This is a genomic window from Bradyrhizobium sp. CW1, from assembly GCF_023100665.1.
Taxonomy (GTDB): domain Bacteria; phylum Pseudomonadota; class Alphaproteobacteria; order Rhizobiales; family Xanthobacteraceae; genus Bradyrhizobium; species Bradyrhizobium canariense_D.
This window is the reverse complement of the sequence record NZ_CP064684.1, coordinates 3442421-3458782: the sequence shown is the minus strand read 5'-3', so window position 1 is coordinate 3458782 and position 16362 is coordinate 3442421. Positions and strand designations below refer to the sequence as shown.

The window sequence follows — 16362 nt, the reverse complement described above, 5'->3', positions numbered from 1 at the left end:
CGGCGTAAAGGGGTGGTTAATGATTCGGTACCGGGATCGCGACTTTTCGAGATAGTTGCCAATTGGTCGCTGTCAGGACCATTTTGGTTCTGGGAAGCGACGGGCGAGCGTGATGGGAGTCATAAAAGGCTTTCTCGGGGCAATCACGCCCGTATAGCCCCGGTGGAGATGTTTCGCCGCAGGCGCGGCTGTAACAAAAAGCTGCTGGGAAATCAGGCCTTCAAAGAAGGAATTCACATTTTACTTGAAGCGGTTCAGTTTGCGTTCACTTGGGATCGCGGAGACCCTATAATGGTCGCGACGGTCAAAGATGAATTCGCAAGTAGATTCAATGAGATGAGGTAGAACCATGACACTTCCGATCGGCGCCACCGCACCCGACTTCGAAGCCGAGACCACCGAAGGGAAGATCAAGTTCCACGACTGGATCGGCAACAGCTGGGCGCTGTTGTTCTCGCACCCGAAGGACTTCACGCCGGTTTGTACGACCGAGCTCGGTGCGCTCGCCAAGCTGAAGCCGGAATTCGACAAGCGCGGCGTCAAGCTGATGGGCCTCTCGGTTGATCCGGTCGACCGCCACGCCAAATGGTCGGAGGACATCAAGGAGACGCAAGGCGCGGCCCCGAACTATCCGATGATCGGCGACACCGATTACAACGTCTCCAAGCTGTACGGCATGCTGCCGGCCGCGATCTCGGGCGATCCCCTCTCCCGCACCGCCGCTGACAATCAGACGGTCCGCAACGTCTTCGTCATCGGGCCGGACAAGAAGATCAAGCTGGTGCTGGTCTATCCGATGACGACGGGCCGGAACTTCCAGGAGATTTTGCGCGTGATCGACTCGCTCCAGCTCACCGCCAAGCACCGCGTCGCGACCCCGGCCGACTGGTCGCAGGGTGAGGACGTCATCATCGCGGGCTCGGTCTCCAATGACGAGGCCAAGACGATCTACCCGCAGGGCTGGAAGGAGCCGAAGCCCTACATCCGGATCGTGCCGCAGCCGAAATAACCCAATCGTCATCCGGGGCGATGCGTCAGCATCGCCCGGGAACGACGACGTTAGCTCTTACGCCGCGCGCACGCGTTCGAGGAAGCCCTCGACCTCGGCCTTCAGATGCAGGCTCTCGCCCGACAACGCCTGAGCGGAAGCAAACATCCGGCTGGACGTCTCACCGGTCTCGTTCGCACCCTCGGCGGCCTGACGGACGTTGACGGCGACATCGGCCGTGCCCGATACCGCCGCGCGAACGCTGGCGACGATGTTTTGGGTCGCGCTCTTCTGCTGCTCGACCGCCGCCGAGATCGAGCCCGCGATGCCGCTGATGCGCTCGATGGTCTGGCTGATCGCCTTGATGGCGACAACCGATTCCTCGGTCGCAAGCTGCATGCTGGCGATCTGGTTCGAGATCTCGTCGGTTGCCTTGGCAGTCTGGCCGGCGAGCGTCTTGACCTCCTGGGCCACCACCGCAAAACCGCGGCCGGCATCGCCCGCGCGCGCGGCTTCGATGGTCGCGTTCAGCGCCAGCAGGTTGGTCTGCTCGGCGATCGAGGTGATCAGCTTGACGACATCGCCGATGCGCGCGCCCGCCTCGGAGAGCTGCGCGATGCGCTGATCGGTCGCCTCGGCCTGCCGCACGGCCTCAGCGGAAATGACGTTCGATTCCTGCACCCGCCGGGTGATTTCGGAGATCGATTGAGACAGCTCGTCCGAGGCGGACGCCGCCGAACGCACGTGCTCGGAGGCGCTTTCGGAAGCTCCGGCCGACCGCGCCGACAGATCGGCGGTGGAGCGCGCAGTGTCGGTGAGCTGCCGCGCCGTCCGCTCGAATTCGCCTGACGATGTCAGCACCTTGTCGAGAATGCCGCCGACACCGCCCCGGAACTCCTCGACGAAATTGCGCAGCTCGGATTTGCGCTGCTCGGCGGCCGCAGCCGAAGCGGCCGCCTGCTCGCTGCGCATCCGCGCCCGCTCCTGCGAATTGCTCCAGAACACCCCGACCGTGCGGGCGATCTCGCCGATCTCGTCGGCGCGATTCTCGCAATCGATCTCGACGTCGCTCTGGCCTTCGGCGAGCGCGGTCAGCGAGCGCGTCACTGAGGTGAGCGGCTTGGTGACGCGGCGGACGACCAGCAAGGTCAGAACCAGCACCAGCAGCGCCGCGAGCCCGGCGGCGATCGCCATGCTTTCGATGGTGTGGGCCAGCATGCTCTCGAATTGGGCCATCGGGATGCCGACATAGAGGATGCCGGCGACCTTGCCGCTGGCGTCGGCGATCGGGAAATAGGCGGTCATGAAGGACTTGCCGAACAGGGTGGCCGGGCCCTTGTAGGCCTCGCCACGACGCAGCAGCGCCTGCGCCGGATGATCGGCGGCAAGCTGGGTCCCGACGGCGCGGTCGCCATTTTCCTTCTTCACGTTGGTCGACCGCCGCACGAACTGCCCGCTCGCATCGTCGAACACGAACAGGGTCGCGTTGCCGCCGACATAGGACACCGCGCGATCGACGATGGCGTGATCCCTGAAGTCCGGCATCTTGGGAATCTCGGCGCGCGCCACCGCGCCATCCCGCATCGTGATCTTCGCATCGGGAACGATTTCGGCAAAGGCCAGGGCCAGCGTCCGCAGGCTAACCTCGATGTCGCGGAGCGCGCGATCGTTGAAAGCGGAGCTGAGCGACCAATAGCCGGCGCCAACCACGAGCGCCGTATTCATGGCGATCAGCAACACCGCGCACAGGAGCGCCTTGGTGCCAAGTTTGAATTGCGGCAGAAACTTCGCCGTTGCTCGTCCGTACATGAATGGAATGACTCCTGTAATTCCTGCATGTTCGTGCAATCGGCTTACGGTCGCATTAACGGCGGTTCCAATCGCCGGACGCCAATGCTTTCCAAATGGTAAACGAGGACACCCTGACCACGCCAAGCGCTCCGCCTATCATCGTCTGGCTTCGCGACGACCTCCGCCTGTCCGACCACCCCGCCCTCCACGCTGCCGCCAAGGCGGCTGCGAAGACCGGCGCGCCGGTGATCTGCCTCTATGTGCTGGACGATTCGGCCGGGCGAGCGCCGGGCGCCGCGGCGCGCTGGTGGCTGGCGCAGTCGCTGCGGGCGCTCGGCGCCGACATTGCCACGCGCGGCGGATCGCTGATCCTGCGCAAGGGGCCGGCAGCCAGGGTGATCGCGGAGGTGGCGCGTGAGAGCGGAGCCCGCACGGTCCACTGGAACGGGATCGCACAGGCGCCGCATCAGGCGGTTGAGCGGCAGCTCGAATCCGCGCTGGCAAAGATCGGCGTGGAGTCGCAATGTTTCCCCGGCGACCTGCTCGTTCCGCCAGCGGTAATCCGCAACAAGGAAGGCCACGGCTTGCGCGTGTTCACGCCATTCTGGCGGCGCGTGCTGGCGCTCGGCGATCCGCCAAAGCCCCTGCCGGCGCCGAAGGACCTGCGTCCTGCGCCGACGGTCACCAGTGACACGCTGGAGACCTGGAAGCTCGAGCCTGGCAAGCCAGATTGGGCCGGCGGCCTGCGCGAGACATGGACCCCGGGCGAAGCTTCCGCCCGCGCTCGCCTGCGCGACTTCCTCAAGCACACCGCACAAGGCTATGTCGGCGATCGCGACCGCCCGGACCGCGAGGGCACCTCACATCTGTCACCGCATTTGAGATTCGGCGAGCTCAGCCCGCGCCAGGTCTGGCACGCCGCGCGGTTCGCCGCGGCGGAAAATCCCGCGATCGGACCCGGCGTCGACAAGTTCCTGAGCGAGCTCGGCTGGCGTGAGTTCTGCCGGCACCTGCTGCACGACCACCCCAATCTTGCAACCGAAAACCTGCAAGCGAATTTCGACGGCTTCCCATGGAAGCCCGACGCCAAGGCGCTCTCCGCCTGGCAGCGCGGCCGCACCGGCTATCCCATCGTCGACGCCGGCCTGCGCGAGCTCTGGCACACTGGCGTGATGCACAACCGGGTGCGAATGGTCGTCGCCTCGTTCCTGGTCAAGCACCTCCTGATCGACTGGCGCGACGGCGAAAGCTGGTTCTGGGACACGCTGGTCGATGCGGATGCCGGCAGCAATCCCGCCAACTGGCAGTGGGTCGCCGGCTGCGGCGCCGACGCGGCGCCTTATTTCCGCGTGTTCAATCCGGTGCTCCAGGGCGAGAGGTTCGACCCGGATGGAGCCTATGTGCGACGCTGGGTGCCCGAGTTGAAGGATGTGCCACCCGAGCTGATCCATCAGCCCTGGCAGGCGACACCGATCGAGCTTGCGAGCGCCGGCGTCACGCTCGGCAAGAGCTATCCGCATCCGATCGTCGATCATGCCAAGGGACGAGAGCGCGCGCTCACCGCCTACGCAAAGATCCGCAAAGGTTGAGCGTTGCTTTGACACAATCATGAAACGCGCTATCGTCACCGCTCCATGCAAACCGTGGGGGACGATATGGACGACGACAAGCCGATCACCGAACAGGCGATGGACACGATCACCACCGCCGTGGAAGCGACCAAGGACGCCGCTGTCACTGCGGTGAAGCAGGTCAGGAAAGCCGCCAAGAAGGCTGCGAAGAAGGTAGCGCCGAAGAAGGCGTCCAAGAAGAAAGCCAAGAAGGCTCCGAAGAAAACTTCGAAGGCCACCAAGAAGACTTCGAAGAAAGCTGCAAAGAAGTCGTCGAAGAAGGCGGCCAAGAAAACAGCAAAGAAGGCCACCAAGAAAGCTGCCAAGTCGAAAAAGAAGGCCACGAAGGCCAAGCGCTGATCGCAACGCTCAAGTCTCCGGGGGCGGACGCGCCCGGAGACGGCTCCAGCGATACCCTACCCTCACCGCTTGGCTGCGCGCCGGCCCGGGTGATGCTCGCCTTGCGGATCGCGAAATTCGCTGCGATGGCCGCGCCGGTCCTCGGCGTTGAAGCGCCGGCGCTTCTCGGGCGAGCCGAACTGCTTGATCAATCTCCTGCCGTTCACCTTTTTGATGACGTAGCCGCCCTCGGTCATCGAGAACGGCTCCTTGAGCAATCCCATGTGGTCGAACTTCGTGCCGCGGGGATGCTTGAAGGGTTCGAACCAGGACGGATAAACGAAGTTCGACATCGGGAGATCGTTGACGACGAAGGCGTCCTCTTCCACTGCGTCGCAGACCTCGTAGGCGTATTGGGTGTGCCGGGTCTTGTCGGCCCACAGATTGGCCATAGGGTCGAGCACCATCTCGAACAGCTCATGCGAGGCTGCCAGACTGACCGGATCGTCCTTGGACAGCGCCTTGAGGAAGATCTTCGAGATCGGCTGTCCCCGATGCGTCAATTCATGCCGCCCGAGAAAATTCTTGTGGGTCGCATCGTCGAAATAGACCAACTGCCAGTCGGTGGGCTTCGGCTTGCGGTAACGTCGAGATCGACGGGGTAGCCCCAGACCGGCAGGAAGTGCTCGTCATAGCATTTCTGCAGCGCGGCAGTGAGCCGCGCCATCATCTGCTCGCTCATCATCTCCTCTGCATAATTAATGCAGGCAATCCGGACTGGCTTCAGGGACCTGCCAAGCAATGCGCGTCTCGCCTTCTTCATGCAAAATCACCTGTGAAAGAGGCACTGAAATGCGCGGACCGTAGCACGATCTTGCCGCGCACGTCAGGGATGTATTCGAGCGGCTTGGCCCGCCAACCCTAGAAGCGTCGGTTGACGACGAACACCGCGGCCGCGCACATCACCATGCCCGCGATCGCCAGCGCATCGAGCTTTTCTCCGAACAGCAGATAAGCCATCAGCGCCGTCACGGCGGGCACTAGATAGAACAGGCTTGCAACCGACGTGGCGGCGGCGTGGCGGATCAGCCAGTACAGCAGTCCGATCGAACCGATCGAAAGCGCCACGGCGAGCCAGGCCAGCGCGAGCATGAACTCGCGCGTCCAGTGCACCACGCGGTCCTCGAACAGGAACGCACCAATCGCGAAGAAGATCGTGACGGACACGTACTGCACGAGATTGCCGGCGCGCCAGTCGATGTGATTGCAGTAGCGGCGCTGATAGAGCGTGCCGAGCGTGATGCTGATCAGCGAGACGACGGAGGCGAGCCAGCCGAGCCCGGCTTCGCCGGTCATGGGGCGGCCGTGCAGGATCAGCACGACGCCACCGAGGCCAAGGACGAGCCCCGCCCATTGCACCGGCGTCACCTTCTCCCCGAGCCAGCGGTTGGCGATGGTCGAGGTCAGGATCGGCTGAAGGCCCGGAATGAGCGCGGAGAGCCCGGCCGGAATCGAGTGCGCGATCGCGATTGCGGTGCCGCCGAGATAGAAGCCATGGACGAGAATGCCGGCGACGGCGCTGTGCGCGATGCCGATCCGGTCCGGCCATTTCGGTCGCGCGATCGCGACGATGATCGCCATCAGACCGACCACGAACGCCATGCGGATGGCGAGGTAGGTCAAAGGATCGGCATTGTTGACGACGTATTTGGTGCCGATGAAGCCCGTGCTCCAAAGCAGGACGAACAGGATCGGCGCGGCGCGGGCGGTCAGGGCTTCTTGATTATGATTCATTGCCGCCTCATTGCCCCACCGGGGGCCAATGCGGCAATGCGAATTTCGGCCAAATTCGTCCGGACGATGCTGCGCTGCGACGGACCGGACGGCTCAGCCGCTCACCATTCGTCCGGACAGGGATCGATGATCTTCCAGAGCTCGACGCCGTTCTTGATCTTTTTCATGTCGGTGGTGAGCCCGCCATTGCGGCGAATCCAGTCCTTCACCGTGTCGGGGTAGTAGGCCATCAGGTCGGACGTCCCCTCCGCGCTGGTGACCTTGATGCCGAAAGTGAAGGCCTTGTCGTAGTAAGCCTGGTGGAAGCCGAGGCTGGCGCGCGGCGTCACGCAGATCTTGTTCATTGGCACGATGCCGAGCACCAGGGTGCAGGCCGAGTTGCAGATGCCGTCGATGATGACGCGTTCGCCCTTCTCGCGGACGCGCTTGTACTTGGCCTTGTATTCCTCGACATAGCCGCCGTGGTCGCGGGTAATATGCAGTTCGGCCCGCGCCGGCGTGGCGGCGACGACCGAGAGCAACAGCAGGCTCAGAAGCGTGATGCGCATGGCGAGGTGACGGCGAAAGCCTTCAGGAATGGACCGGTCTATGAACCCCGAGAAGCCGGCAACAGGAGTCTTGAGCTAATTCCCTTTTGGTCATACTTGTGTGGGGAATTCGTTAAGCATCTCGAAAAGGCCAAATATGGGCAAGTCCGGACCACAGAACCGGCAATTCTGTCACACCCACCCGGGAATCTGCGGGATTGGCGTCGATTTCCGGGCTGCAGACGGGTGTTCCGGCCGCCCGAACTGGCTATAAACAGCCGACCTATTCGTGCGGGTTCCGGAGATTCGAGATGAGCAAGTTGAAGCTTGTAGCCGCGATTGCAGCCCTGTCGGCCGCAATCCTTGCCCCTGGCCTCGCAGAGGCGCGGGGATACCACCGGTACCATCGCCACTACCCGAACCCGCTGCCCTACCCGATCAGCTATCTGCACAATTACGGGCCCGGCATCACGCCCGGGACGTTCGCCTTTTACGACGGCCCGTCGACCAACCATTGCTACCAGAGCGCAGCCGCCTATGTCGGCCAGGACCGCCGTCGGCACCCCTGCTTCTGAGGGGTGCAGGCGCGTCCTCTGCGGGGGCCGCTATTTGGCGGCGCCGGACAGCAGCAATTGCTTCTCGATCTCGTAGACCGGCAGTTTGACGAGGTCCTTGCCGACCTCGCCCTGGAGTGCCTTGCGCACCAAATCCGAATAATCGGCGCGAATCATCCCAAGCGCACGCGGCGAGGCCACCATGGTCAAGGCCGAGGTCTCGCCTGAGCTGACGGCGGCATCGAGCCGTCCGGCCAGGCCGCGCAGGAAGGCGCGCTCGGCCTCGTCGTGCCAATCAGTCTGCTCCACCGAGCTGCGCGTGCTACCGGCCGCGCCGTGAAGCCTGCCCGGCGCGTCGGTCCCTTGCGCACCGGTCGAGGGATTGGGCTGTTCGTGCACCTCCCTGGTGTGGAGGTTCGGAAACATCTCGTCGCCGAGGTTTTCCAGAATAAGCGCCTTGCGCCCGTCGCACACGACCAGCCAGTCACCCTTGTCGATTCTCATTTTGTCCATTGCACAGCTCCAAAGCGACCTCGCGAGCCAGCTCATCGAAATGCTCGAAAGCTGGCCACGACGCCAAAATTAGGGACGAAGCTGCACCAACGAATTGCGCGGGATCAAGGATGGCGGCGATGTCCTGCGGAGCGCAAAGCAAGCGCGCCATTGGTCAAGAGCGCGAACCTGGGATAGTCTGGCGGAGCTAAAGGTCAGGCCTGCGGCGGGCTGGGCTGAAGACCTGTTCATCAGCATTACATTTCGGTCCCGCCACAATTTGATCAGAACAAACTTCGATATCCCTGTATTGCGTAAGCGGAGAAAGACATCATGAAGCTTAGAATTGGCCTCGTCGCCGCGTCCCTGTTGGGTGCGTTGGTCGCATCATCGGCGGCGTCCGCCATGCCCATCGCGCCTGCTCCTGCGACGCCGCAGGTTTCCGACGTCGAGCAGGTCCGCATGGTCTGTGACGCCTGGGGACGCTGCTTCTGGCGCCCGAACTACTATGGATACTACGCCCCGCGGCCCTATTACGGTCCCCGATATGCACCGCGCTTTTACGGTGGCCCTCGCTATTACGGACCACGCTATCGCCGCTGGTGATTCTAAAGGGGCCCTTCGGGGCCCCTTCGCTTTTGCGAGATCAAGGATGTTGGTCTGGAGTCATTCCAAAACTGATCTAGATCAAAGACGCAATCCGCCACCGTCATTCTCCGACGATGGTCGATTTGATCGTTTTTCGATGTCCCCAGACGGGCATGAATGTGCAGACACATTTTGAGAAGCAACAGACACAGGAGGCGCAGAGCTTTGCCTCCATCGCCTGTCCCGCCTGCACGCGGCTGCATTTCATCGACCTCGCCTCCAGCCGGCCGATGACTCGAGATCGTTGAGACGACATCGATCCGCCGGGCTTCATGCCATGATGTCCGCAATACTACGGCCCGGAATCCGGTTTACTGAAGCGCGATGTTTCGCCATTGATGGCGATGTTCCGACGTTCATTTGATTGTCATATTGCAGCAGCCGGTCGCACGCATGTTGTTCGACGCCCTCGCCCCATCCTCGGCGCTTCAATTGATCGGCTTTGCCGACGTCGATGCGTTTCGGCCGATCGAGTCGATGGAGGATGCGAGAAGCATTCCGCTCGACGTCCGGAATTTCGCGGCGGCCCGCGCTGTCGTCTCTCTGCCCGGCTGCCGCATCGTCATGATGCGCTCGTTCGCGCGCATCCTCGACGGCGCCTATCGTATGCCCGGGGGGATGGTGATCCTGCCCATGACGGACGACCTTCAGGTCAATTCCAAGGGCATGGATCTGGACGCGCGTTTCTTCATCGCGCTCCGCGGCAGCGATGAATGCCATTTCGTCGAGCGGCGGACCAATCATCATGCGATGATCATCTTCTCACCCGGCCTGAGTGACCGGGGCTGGTTTGATCAGGCGGACGATTTGCGGACCTATGGCGCGAACCGCCCCGCTTTGCTCCACGCACGGCAGCTCCTGCTCGACATTCTGCGAACCGCGTCGGTGCAGCCGGCCTTGTTCGAAACGACCGAGGTCGCCGCCCATCTCCAGGAAGGCCTGCTGCTCGCGCTCGACGATCTGTTTCGCATCGATTCGCTCTCAGACCGGAGTGCCTCCGTCCAGGGCGAGCGGTCGATCAAGCTCGTGCAGCGGATCGACGATTATGTCGCAGCACATCCGACTGCCCCGATCTATACCGCCGAGCTCGCCGGCGAGTTTGGCGTCTCGATCCGGACGCTTGGCGGCGCCGTCAGCAAGGTGCGTGGCATGAGCCTGCACCAGTACATTCGCCTGAAAAAATTGTGGGCGACCCGGTCTCGCCTTCTCAAAGGCGGCGGCGCCACCGTCACCACATGCGCGCGCGCCCAAGGCTTTCACCATTTGGGGGAGTTTTCCGCAGCTTACCGCGCGACCTTCCACGAAGCGCCGTCCGACACGCTGGCACGGGGCCGGCAAGCCGGCCCGACGGCACGCTGACCAGATAGGCTCCGGCCTTTCCGACGCGGCGAGCCTCAAGGGAACCAGTTCCTTCGAACCGCATTATCCAAGCAGTGCGCCGGCGGCGCACTGAAGGCACCCCGCGTTCACACGCGGGGTTTTTCTCGCCGTCAACCAAGTGGTTCAGAAAAAAATGTCTATCAGCCGCAACCTATTGTTTCTGGTCATCGGTGCTTTGGTCGTCACGGCAGCCGTGCTCGGCTACAATCTTTACCAGACGAAGAAGCAGCCCGACGGCCTGCAAATCAATGTCGGTCCCAACGGGCTGAAGATCCAGGGCAAATAGAGGCGGCTCACGGCCTCCCGCCAGATCCGAATATTCTGGCCTGACTATTGGCGCGCTCGGAGAGATTCGAACTCCCGACCCTCGGAATCGAAATCCGATGCTCTATCCAGCTGAGCTACGAGCGCCCTGGCCCAGAGATTGGGCCGCAACCGACACGCCCCAGATCGCTGCTGGCGAGCCAGCAGGCCGGGCGACGTTCGGATGGGTTGAATTAGCAGAGAGGCCGGCCAATAAAAAGCCCTTCCACCCCGCTTCGAGACGGGTCAGACCCGCCCTTACCAGGTGCTGTTGAAGAAGCCGAAATGCGGCTGCTGCGCCATCACCATCATCGGCCCACCTTGCTGCGGCATCGGATGAGTTCTGGCGACCTTGCGCTTGGGCTGCTGCGCCGGGGTCCGAGCGGGCTGGGCCTGAGAAAGCTGGGCCTGCGCCTGAACCTGCGGCTGAACTTGCGTCTTGGTTTCGGTCTTCTTGGCCGCAGCGGCGTCGGCCTTTGCGGCCGGCGTGAATTGGGCGAACGTCTCGCGGACCCGCGCCTTGGCTGATATCTCGGCCATAGCGGGTGACATGCCCTCCACGGGCGGCTGGGGAGCCGCGACGGCGGCGATGTTCACCGCAGGGACGGCAAGCGTCGGCTGACTGGTGTCAAGCACCACGCGCTCTGGCAGGTGGCGATCGGACCGGATCCGGATCAACGGCTGTTCGTTGCTTGCGGTTGCGATGGCCTGTGTCACGGGCGAAGTCGGCAGAACGTAGTCCGCTGCGAACAGCAGTGCGAGCAAGGCTCCACCGACAAAGATGAAATACCGAAAGATGGGCATTGGCCACGCTCCGCCCGCCGCATCCCCGCGTGGGCTCTCCGCCTTAACAGGCGATCATTTAATTAGTTCCTGGCCCAGCCGTTCGGTTCAAATGGCGACGCCAAGTTTTTCGACCAACCCCCAGGACAGTAACTTTTCCGCTACCCGGCACTGCCGGCCTTAGGTCCGGCGTGCTGCCACAAGCGAACACTTCGCCTGATCGGCATTCACGTTGACGAAGCCGACAGGAATGCGCGCAAAAGTCTTGCGGCTCTTCATGCTGACCGGATCCGCCAGAACGCGGGTGCGGTCGGTGAGATGACTGCCATCACGCCGCGCAAAAGCGCAGACGATCTCGACATCCTTTACGGCATAGTCGTTGTCGTTGCGCAGCGTGAGCGTCACCAGCGCCTTCGATCCAAGGCCGCCGCGGCGCCAGGTCTGAGATGAAATCCTGATCCGGCCGAGTTCTGCCATTGTCGGAATCTGAGCTTCGGAGGCCGGCGACACGGCGACCGCATCGCGCGAAGGCGCCGTCTCGACGGCTGCCACGTCAGACCTCACCGGTTCGGCACTGTTGCCTCTGGAGACGGGGAGCAGCATCCAGATGCCGCAACCGACGATGATGGCCGCCAACAGCCACAGCAGGCCTCGCCCAAATGAAACGCTCGCGATCGTCACCGCCCGCGCCAGTCGTTCGCCGGTCCCGGCGAATCGCCCTAACCCGATGCGGTCAAACCCAGCGTTCATGGTTGCCTCACCGCCCGCGGCCGGAGCACGTTCGACAACGGATTCCGCCACTGCTTACCTTAATCCGGAAGACGAACTAAGGTTCCCGCGCACTGTCGAGTCGGGAAGAGCGGTGGCGGTCGGCGGCCCAGGCCGCTAACATGCGCTGCAACATCAAGACCCGTCGGGAGACCATGAAATGCCAGTCGTCACTTGGGATCACGTCCATCTGCGCAGCCCTGATCCGGAGGCCACGGCGGCCTGGCTGCGGGACATCCTTGGTGGCGAGATCGTGCAAGCGCCCGGACGGATCGACGTGAATCTTGGAGGCGCAAGGATCTTCATTGCTCCACTCGAGGGCGACAACGTGGTTAACCCGCCGCCGCCGCACCCGCATCAGGGCCTCGACCATTTCGGTCTCACGGTGAAGGACATCGACGCCGTCGCCGCCGAGATCAAGGCCAAGGGCGTCACATTCACACGCGAACCGACCACGATCCGCCCCGGCGTGCGCATCTGCTTCATCCGCGGACCCGAAGGCATCTCCATCGAGCTGCTCGAGCGCGACAAGAAATACACCTGATAAGGCGCGCGTCGCATCGGCTCACCGGTCGTCGTGCCGCCCGGTGCGCCTAAGTCATGCTACCGGGCATGAATCAGCGGACGGCGACGCCCATGTAGCCGTAGATCGGCCAGACCATGGTGCGTCCCAGTCGGTATCCGAGAGCGCCGAGTCGTCTGCATCGGAGCAGCAAGACCCCTTGCCGCTTCGCAGTCCATCGAACCAGGCCTTCAATTCGGGGCATGGGTGTTGACGAACTGGCCGCGGTCGCGCGCCTGCCCGAAGGGGGCTGCGAGTGCGATCAGGGTCAGGGCGCAAGCGAGGCTCGCCACGCTTCGCCAGCGTGCCGCGCCGCCGATCCGCCGTTGTCGTGTTTCGCAAATCGTGGGACGCACACGGTACAGACGCGGCTTCTCGCCGCCGGAATCGATCCAGTTGCTCACGTTTGTCTTGCTCCAGCACCCCGCGGCCAGTGCAACAATGTTATGCATTTCGCGGGCCAACTTGATTCCCAACGACTGGCCTCGCTTCATGATCAGACCGTCATGGCGGTGTCATAGACAAGCCGGGACAACTACGGCTCACGGCAGGCTCACAAGGCCGGCGGCCAAACTCCCGCGTTGCGTGGGCACATCCGCTTTGGCATAAATGCTCTACCGGTTACGCCATTGGGCGATGGCGGCCGGCCTCGGGACGTTATGAAGAACGGCCTCTATTCGATTCACGTGAACCTGCTCGATGGTCGGGTCGGCAAGGGCAGCGGCGTGATTCTTTTTCGCGACGGCAAGATTCTTGGCGGCGATGCGTACCTCTATTACACCGGCAGCTACACGGTGAAGGACAACACCTTCAAGGGTGAGGTGCTGGTCCAGCGTCACACCTCGCCGCGGGGCGACGACAATCCGCTGTTCGGCGGGCCTGCCGCGGTCGGCATCGGCGTCAGCGGCACGTTCACGGAGACGCGCGGGGACATGACGGGCACCGCGCTGGTCGGCAAGGCCAGCCAGATTTTCGGCGCGACGCTGCACAAGCTTGCGGAGGTCGACTAGGACTTCGGTTCTGATTGAATCAACCAAAGCTCTCAATTGTTGATTCGACGCGTTTTCATCACGCGAACGGCATCCACTTCGCTCGAAAACCGCAAGCTATTCGGCGGCCTGCTCGAGCGGCGCCACGCGCGGCAGGATGATCTGGATACGTGTGCCGCTGCCCGGTTCGGAATCCAGATCGAGCCGTCCGCCGAGCCTGTTCGTGACGATGCTGTAGACGATGTGCAGCCCGAGGCCGGTGCCGCCCTGATCGCGCCGCGTCGTGAAGAACGGATCGAAGGCACGGCGGCGGACGTCGAGCGACATGCCGCAGCCATTGTCGGAGAAGATGATCTCGACATTGTCCTTGCCGGACTCGCGCACCTGGATGTCGATGGTCCCCGGCCGGCCGTCCGGGAAGGCGTGCGCCACCGCGTTGAGAAACAGATTGGTCAGCACCTGGCCGTAGGGTCCGGGATAGCTGTTCATGGTCAGATCAGGCTGGCACTCGACGTTGAGCGTCAGATTGTGCTTGCGAAGGCCGGGCCGCAGACTCATCACCACCTGCTCGGTGAGGTCACCGAGATCGAAGCTGCGCTGGTCCGAATAGTTGCGGTCGGCGGCGACCTGCTTGAACGACTGGATCAGCTCGGCGGCGCGATTGAGATTGGCGACGAGCTGCGAGGAAGCGTCGCGGCTGGTATGGAGAAAGTCGTTGAGCGTGGAGCGGCGCAGCTCGCCGCGTTCGACTTCGGCGGTGAACATCGCGGTCTTGCGCTCCAGCGCGGAGGCGACCGTGAGGCTGATGCCGACGGGATTGTTGACCTCGTGCGCGACGCCGGCGACGAGGCGCCCGAGCGCCGCCAGCTTCTCCGCCTCGATCAGCGAGGCCTGGGTCTCGCGCAGATTGCGCAGCGCGGTCTCGGCGGATTCCTTGGCTTTCCGCATCTCCTGCTCGCCGCGCTTGCGCTCGCCGATGTCGAGCGCCACGGTGACGATCCGCTCGATCTCGCCTTCGGCATCGAGCAACGGCAGCTTGTTGACGAGCCATTGCCGCATGTGGCCGGAAGAATCAATGTACTCCTCTTCGTAGAAGCCGAGGCCCTTTCGCAGCGTCAGCACGCGCTTGTCGCTCTCGTCGGACTTGGCCGCGCCGTAGCGCGACATCAGGTCGGCCGTGGTGCGGCCGAGCGCATCGCCGGGCTCGATTCCGAAGATGCCGGCCATGTAACGGTTCATCAGCACGTAGCGCAGGTCGCGGTCCTTGACGTTGATGACCGCTGGCACGGTGTCGATGACCTGCTGGAGCAGGCGCCGTCCTTCGGCAATGGCGTCTTCCGCGCGCTTCTGGTCGGTAATGTCGCGCAGCGTGCCCTCATAGCGGACGATGTTGCCCGCCTCGTCGCGGACGCCGGTGGCACTGTCGGACAGCCACAGGATGTCGCCGCCGCGCTGGCGCACCTGGTATTCGAACTCGCGCACCATGCCGTCGCGTGCCATCAGCCGCTGATATTCGACGCGCGCCTCGGGATTGACGTAGATGGTGTGGGCGATGTCGTTGATGCTGTCGATGAGGTCTTTGGGGCTGTCATAGCCCATCATCCGCGCCAGCGCCGGATTGGCGTTGAGGAGGTCGCCGGCCGGCGTCGTGACATAGATGCCGTCGACCGAGCCCTCGAACAGTTTCCGGTAGCTCTCTTCGGCGAGCCGCTGCTCGGTCAGTGCGCGCACCGCCGCCTCGCGTGCCGTGTCGGCCTCCTCCAGCGCACGGCGGAACACTTCGGCCGCCCGCGCGATGTCGCCGATCTCGTTGTCGAGATCGGCGGACGGGATCGAGGTGTTCTTCTCGCCAGCTGCGAGCGCGCGGATCGACCGCGCGATCTGGGCGAGCGGACGGACCGTCCGCCGCACCACGAAGCCGGCCGCGAGAATGCCGATCAGCACACCGATGGTACCGAGCACGATGCTCTGCCAGCGCGCCTCCGTCAACGTGCGGGCAAAGTCGCGCGACAGCACGTGACCGCGCCGGGCGCTGACCTCGCGCAGCAATTCGGTGACGCGGCCGATCAGCCGACCCTCGGTTCCCAGCACCTCGCGGTCGATGTCGGCGATCTGCCGTTCACGGACCGCGACCGCGATGATCGCCTCGGCGTACTCGTTGACCGCCGATCTGAGCTTGGGATCAGTGACGCCCATCGCCCGCATGCTCTGCGCCGCCTGCTCGGCCGCGGACGGGTTGCGGGCAAGCAACCCAAGCGCGATCCGGCTCTGCGCTTCCGACAGGCGGGACGCCAGCTCTCGGTCCGCAGTGCCGGAGACAGCTGCGTCGAACTGGTCGCGGAGCGGCGGCAGCCCGGCAAGCAGCTGGGCGCGGCGGTCGATCAAGGTCGAGATCCGCTCCAGGCCGCTGCGATAGGTCGCAAGCCGCTCGCTGACGCCGTCGATCATATCCTGCTGCTCGGGCACGAGCTCGATGCGGGTCTTCTTCAGGATGTCACTGAGCGTCGAAGCCGCCTCGCCCACCTGCTTGAACTGGATGCCGGCGCCAGGGTCGGTGACGAAGTCGCGCGCGGCGAGCCGCAGCTCGTTCATGCGGCGGTCGATGTCCTCGGCGAGGTCGCCGACGCTCTGCAGCCGCTGCAGCTCGGCGAAGGTCGTGTCGATGTGCCGGATCGCGATCACGCTCGCGGTCGAGGTGACGATGATCACCGCCAGCACCAGAAGGAAGCTGCCGAACGTGAGCTGGCCGATGGAGAGCGAGAATGTTCGCTTTTTCTCAGGGGTCGGCGTCAATTCGGCGGACATTGGTGATGTGGGGACCGGGCCATTGGAGC

The 16362-nt window shown here is 63.6% G+C and carries 16 protein-coding genes, 1 tRNA gene and 2 pseudogenes; 9 read left to right on the top strand and 10 right to left on the bottom strand.

Annotated features, from left to right (window positions below):
- Nucleotides 1-349: 349 nt before the first annotated feature.
- A complete protein-coding gene (locus tag IVB54_RS16905; protein WP_247394796.1) occupies nucleotides 350-1009 on the top strand; it encodes a peroxiredoxin in 660 nt (219 codons plus the stop codon).
- A 57-nt stretch (nucleotides 1010-1066) separates the two neighbouring features.
- Here IVB54_RS16905 and IVB54_RS16900 read toward each other — a convergent pair whose 3' ends face one another.
- Entirely contained in the window at nucleotides 1067-2797 is a 1731-nt protein-coding gene (locus tag IVB54_RS16900; protein WP_247777372.1) for a Cache 3/Cache 2 fusion domain-containing protein, read from the bottom strand.
- Nucleotides 2798-2892: 95 nt separating this feature from the next.
- On the opposite strand from IVB54_RS16900, the gene IVB54_RS16895 reads away from it, so the two are divergent.
- Entirely contained in the window at nucleotides 2893-4368 is a 1476-nt protein-coding gene (locus IVB54_RS16895; RefSeq protein ID WP_247562902.1) for a deoxyribodipyrimidine photo-lyase, read from the top strand.
- 66 nt (nucleotides 4369-4434) lie between these two features.
- Nucleotides 4435-4749 (top strand): hypothetical protein, encoded by a 315-nt coding sequence (locus IVB54_RS16890; protein ID WP_018455277.1) that lies wholly within the window; start codon nucleotides 4435-4437, stop codon nucleotides 4747-4749.
- A gap of 62 nt (nucleotides 4750-4811) precedes the next feature.
- Here IVB54_RS16890 and IVB54_RS16885 read toward each other — a convergent pair.
- The 3 genes and pseudogenes from IVB54_RS16885 to IVB54_RS16875 all read right to left on the bottom strand — a co-directional run bounded on the left by IVB54_RS16885 (nucleotide 4812) and on the right by IVB54_RS16875 (nucleotide 7070).
- A pseudogene (locus tag IVB54_RS16885) lies at nucleotides 4812-5551 on the bottom strand (hypothetical protein).
- 98 nt (nucleotides 5552-5649) lie between these two features.
- Entirely contained in the window at nucleotides 5650-6522 is an 873-nt protein-coding gene (locus IVB54_RS16880) for a DMT family transporter (RefSeq protein ID WP_247361829.1), read from the bottom strand.
- Between the two features lie 101 nt (nucleotides 6523-6623).
- Nucleotides 6624-7070: a hypothetical protein gene (locus IVB54_RS16875; RefSeq protein ID WP_007603109.1), complete on the bottom strand. Its 447-nt coding sequence runs from the start codon at nucleotides 7068-7070 to the stop codon at nucleotides 6624-6626.
- Nucleotides 7071-7360: 290 nt separating this feature from the next.
- Between IVB54_RS16875 and IVB54_RS16870 the strand changes: the two genes are divergently transcribed.
- Nucleotides 7361-7624 carry a hypothetical protein gene (locus IVB54_RS16870; protein ID WP_247362432.1) on the top strand — a complete coding sequence of 88 codons (264 nt, stop codon included), beginning with the start codon at nucleotides 7361-7363 and terminating at the stop codon, nucleotides 7622-7624.
- A gap of 30 nt (nucleotides 7625-7654) precedes the next feature.
- Here the strand turns inward: IVB54_RS16870 and IVB54_RS16865 are convergent, their stop codons facing one another.
- A complete protein-coding gene (locus IVB54_RS16865) occupies nucleotides 7655-8116 on the bottom strand; it encodes a host attachment protein (protein ID WP_247392975.1) in 462 nt (153 codons plus the stop codon).
- A 312-nt stretch (nucleotides 8117-8428) separates the two neighbouring features.
- On the opposite strand from IVB54_RS16865, the gene IVB54_RS16860 reads away from it, so the two are divergent.
- From IVB54_RS16860 to IVB54_RS16850, 3 genes are all read left to right on the top strand, one after another.
- Nucleotides 8429-8701, top strand: a complete 273-nt coding sequence (locus IVB54_RS16860) for a hypothetical protein (RefSeq protein ID WP_247362426.1) — start codon at nucleotides 8429-8431, stop codon at nucleotides 8699-8701.
- Between the two features lie 435 nt (nucleotides 8702-9136).
- On the top strand, nucleotides 9137-10102 hold the full coding sequence (locus IVB54_RS16855; protein ID WP_247362424.1) for an AraC family transcriptional regulator: 966 nt from the start codon (nucleotides 9137-9139) through the stop codon (nucleotides 10100-10102).
- A 154-nt stretch (nucleotides 10103-10256) separates the two neighbouring features.
- Nucleotides 10257-10409: a hypothetical protein gene (locus IVB54_RS16850; RefSeq protein WP_247362422.1), complete on the top strand. Its 153-nt coding sequence runs from the start codon at nucleotides 10257-10259 to the stop codon at nucleotides 10407-10409.
- 48 nt (nucleotides 10410-10457) lie between these two features.
- Here the strand turns inward: IVB54_RS16850 and IVB54_RS16845 are convergent.
- From IVB54_RS16845 to IVB54_RS16835, 3 genes are all read right to left on the bottom strand, one after another.
- A tRNA-Arg gene (locus IVB54_RS16845) sits at nucleotides 10458-10534 on the bottom strand.
- A 150-nt stretch (nucleotides 10535-10684) separates the two neighbouring features.
- Nucleotides 10685-11230, bottom strand: coding sequence for a hypothetical protein (locus IVB54_RS16840; protein ID WP_247394784.1), 546 nt, complete (start codon nucleotides 11228-11230; stop codon nucleotides 10685-10687).
- Nucleotides 11231-11389: 159 nt separating this feature from the next.
- Nucleotides 11390-11959 (bottom strand): hypothetical protein, encoded by a 570-nt coding sequence (locus tag IVB54_RS16835; RefSeq protein ID WP_247394782.1) that lies wholly within the window; start codon nucleotides 11957-11959, stop codon nucleotides 11390-11392.
- Nucleotides 11960-12137: 178 nt separating this feature from the next.
- Between IVB54_RS16835 and IVB54_RS16830 the strand changes: the two genes are divergently transcribed.
- The gene (locus tag IVB54_RS16830; protein ID WP_085351313.1) at nucleotides 12138-12521 is read left to right on the top strand and encodes a VOC family protein; all 384 of its coding nucleotides are present in this window, start codon (nucleotides 12138-12140) and stop codon (nucleotides 12519-12521) included.
- 73 nt (nucleotides 12522-12594) lie between these two features.
- Here the strand turns inward: IVB54_RS16830 and IVB54_RS16825 are convergent.
- Nucleotides 12595-12943 (bottom strand): annotated as a pseudogene (locus IVB54_RS16825) (hypothetical protein).
- 255 nt (nucleotides 12944-13198) lie between these two features.
- Here IVB54_RS16825 and IVB54_RS16820 point away from each other — a divergent pair.
- The gene (locus tag IVB54_RS16820; RefSeq protein ID WP_018455289.1) at nucleotides 13199-13549 is read left to right on the top strand and encodes a GrlR family regulatory protein; all 351 of its coding nucleotides are present in this window, start codon (nucleotides 13199-13201) and stop codon (nucleotides 13547-13549) included.
- Between the two features lie 96 nt (nucleotides 13550-13645).
- Here the strand turns inward: IVB54_RS16820 and IVB54_RS16815 are convergent, their stop codons facing one another.
- Complete coding sequence (locus IVB54_RS16815) at nucleotides 13646-16333, bottom strand: PAS domain S-box protein (protein WP_018455290.1); 2688 nt, start codon at nucleotides 16331-16333, stop codon at nucleotides 13646-13648.
- Nucleotides 16334-16362: the final 29 nt, after the last annotated feature.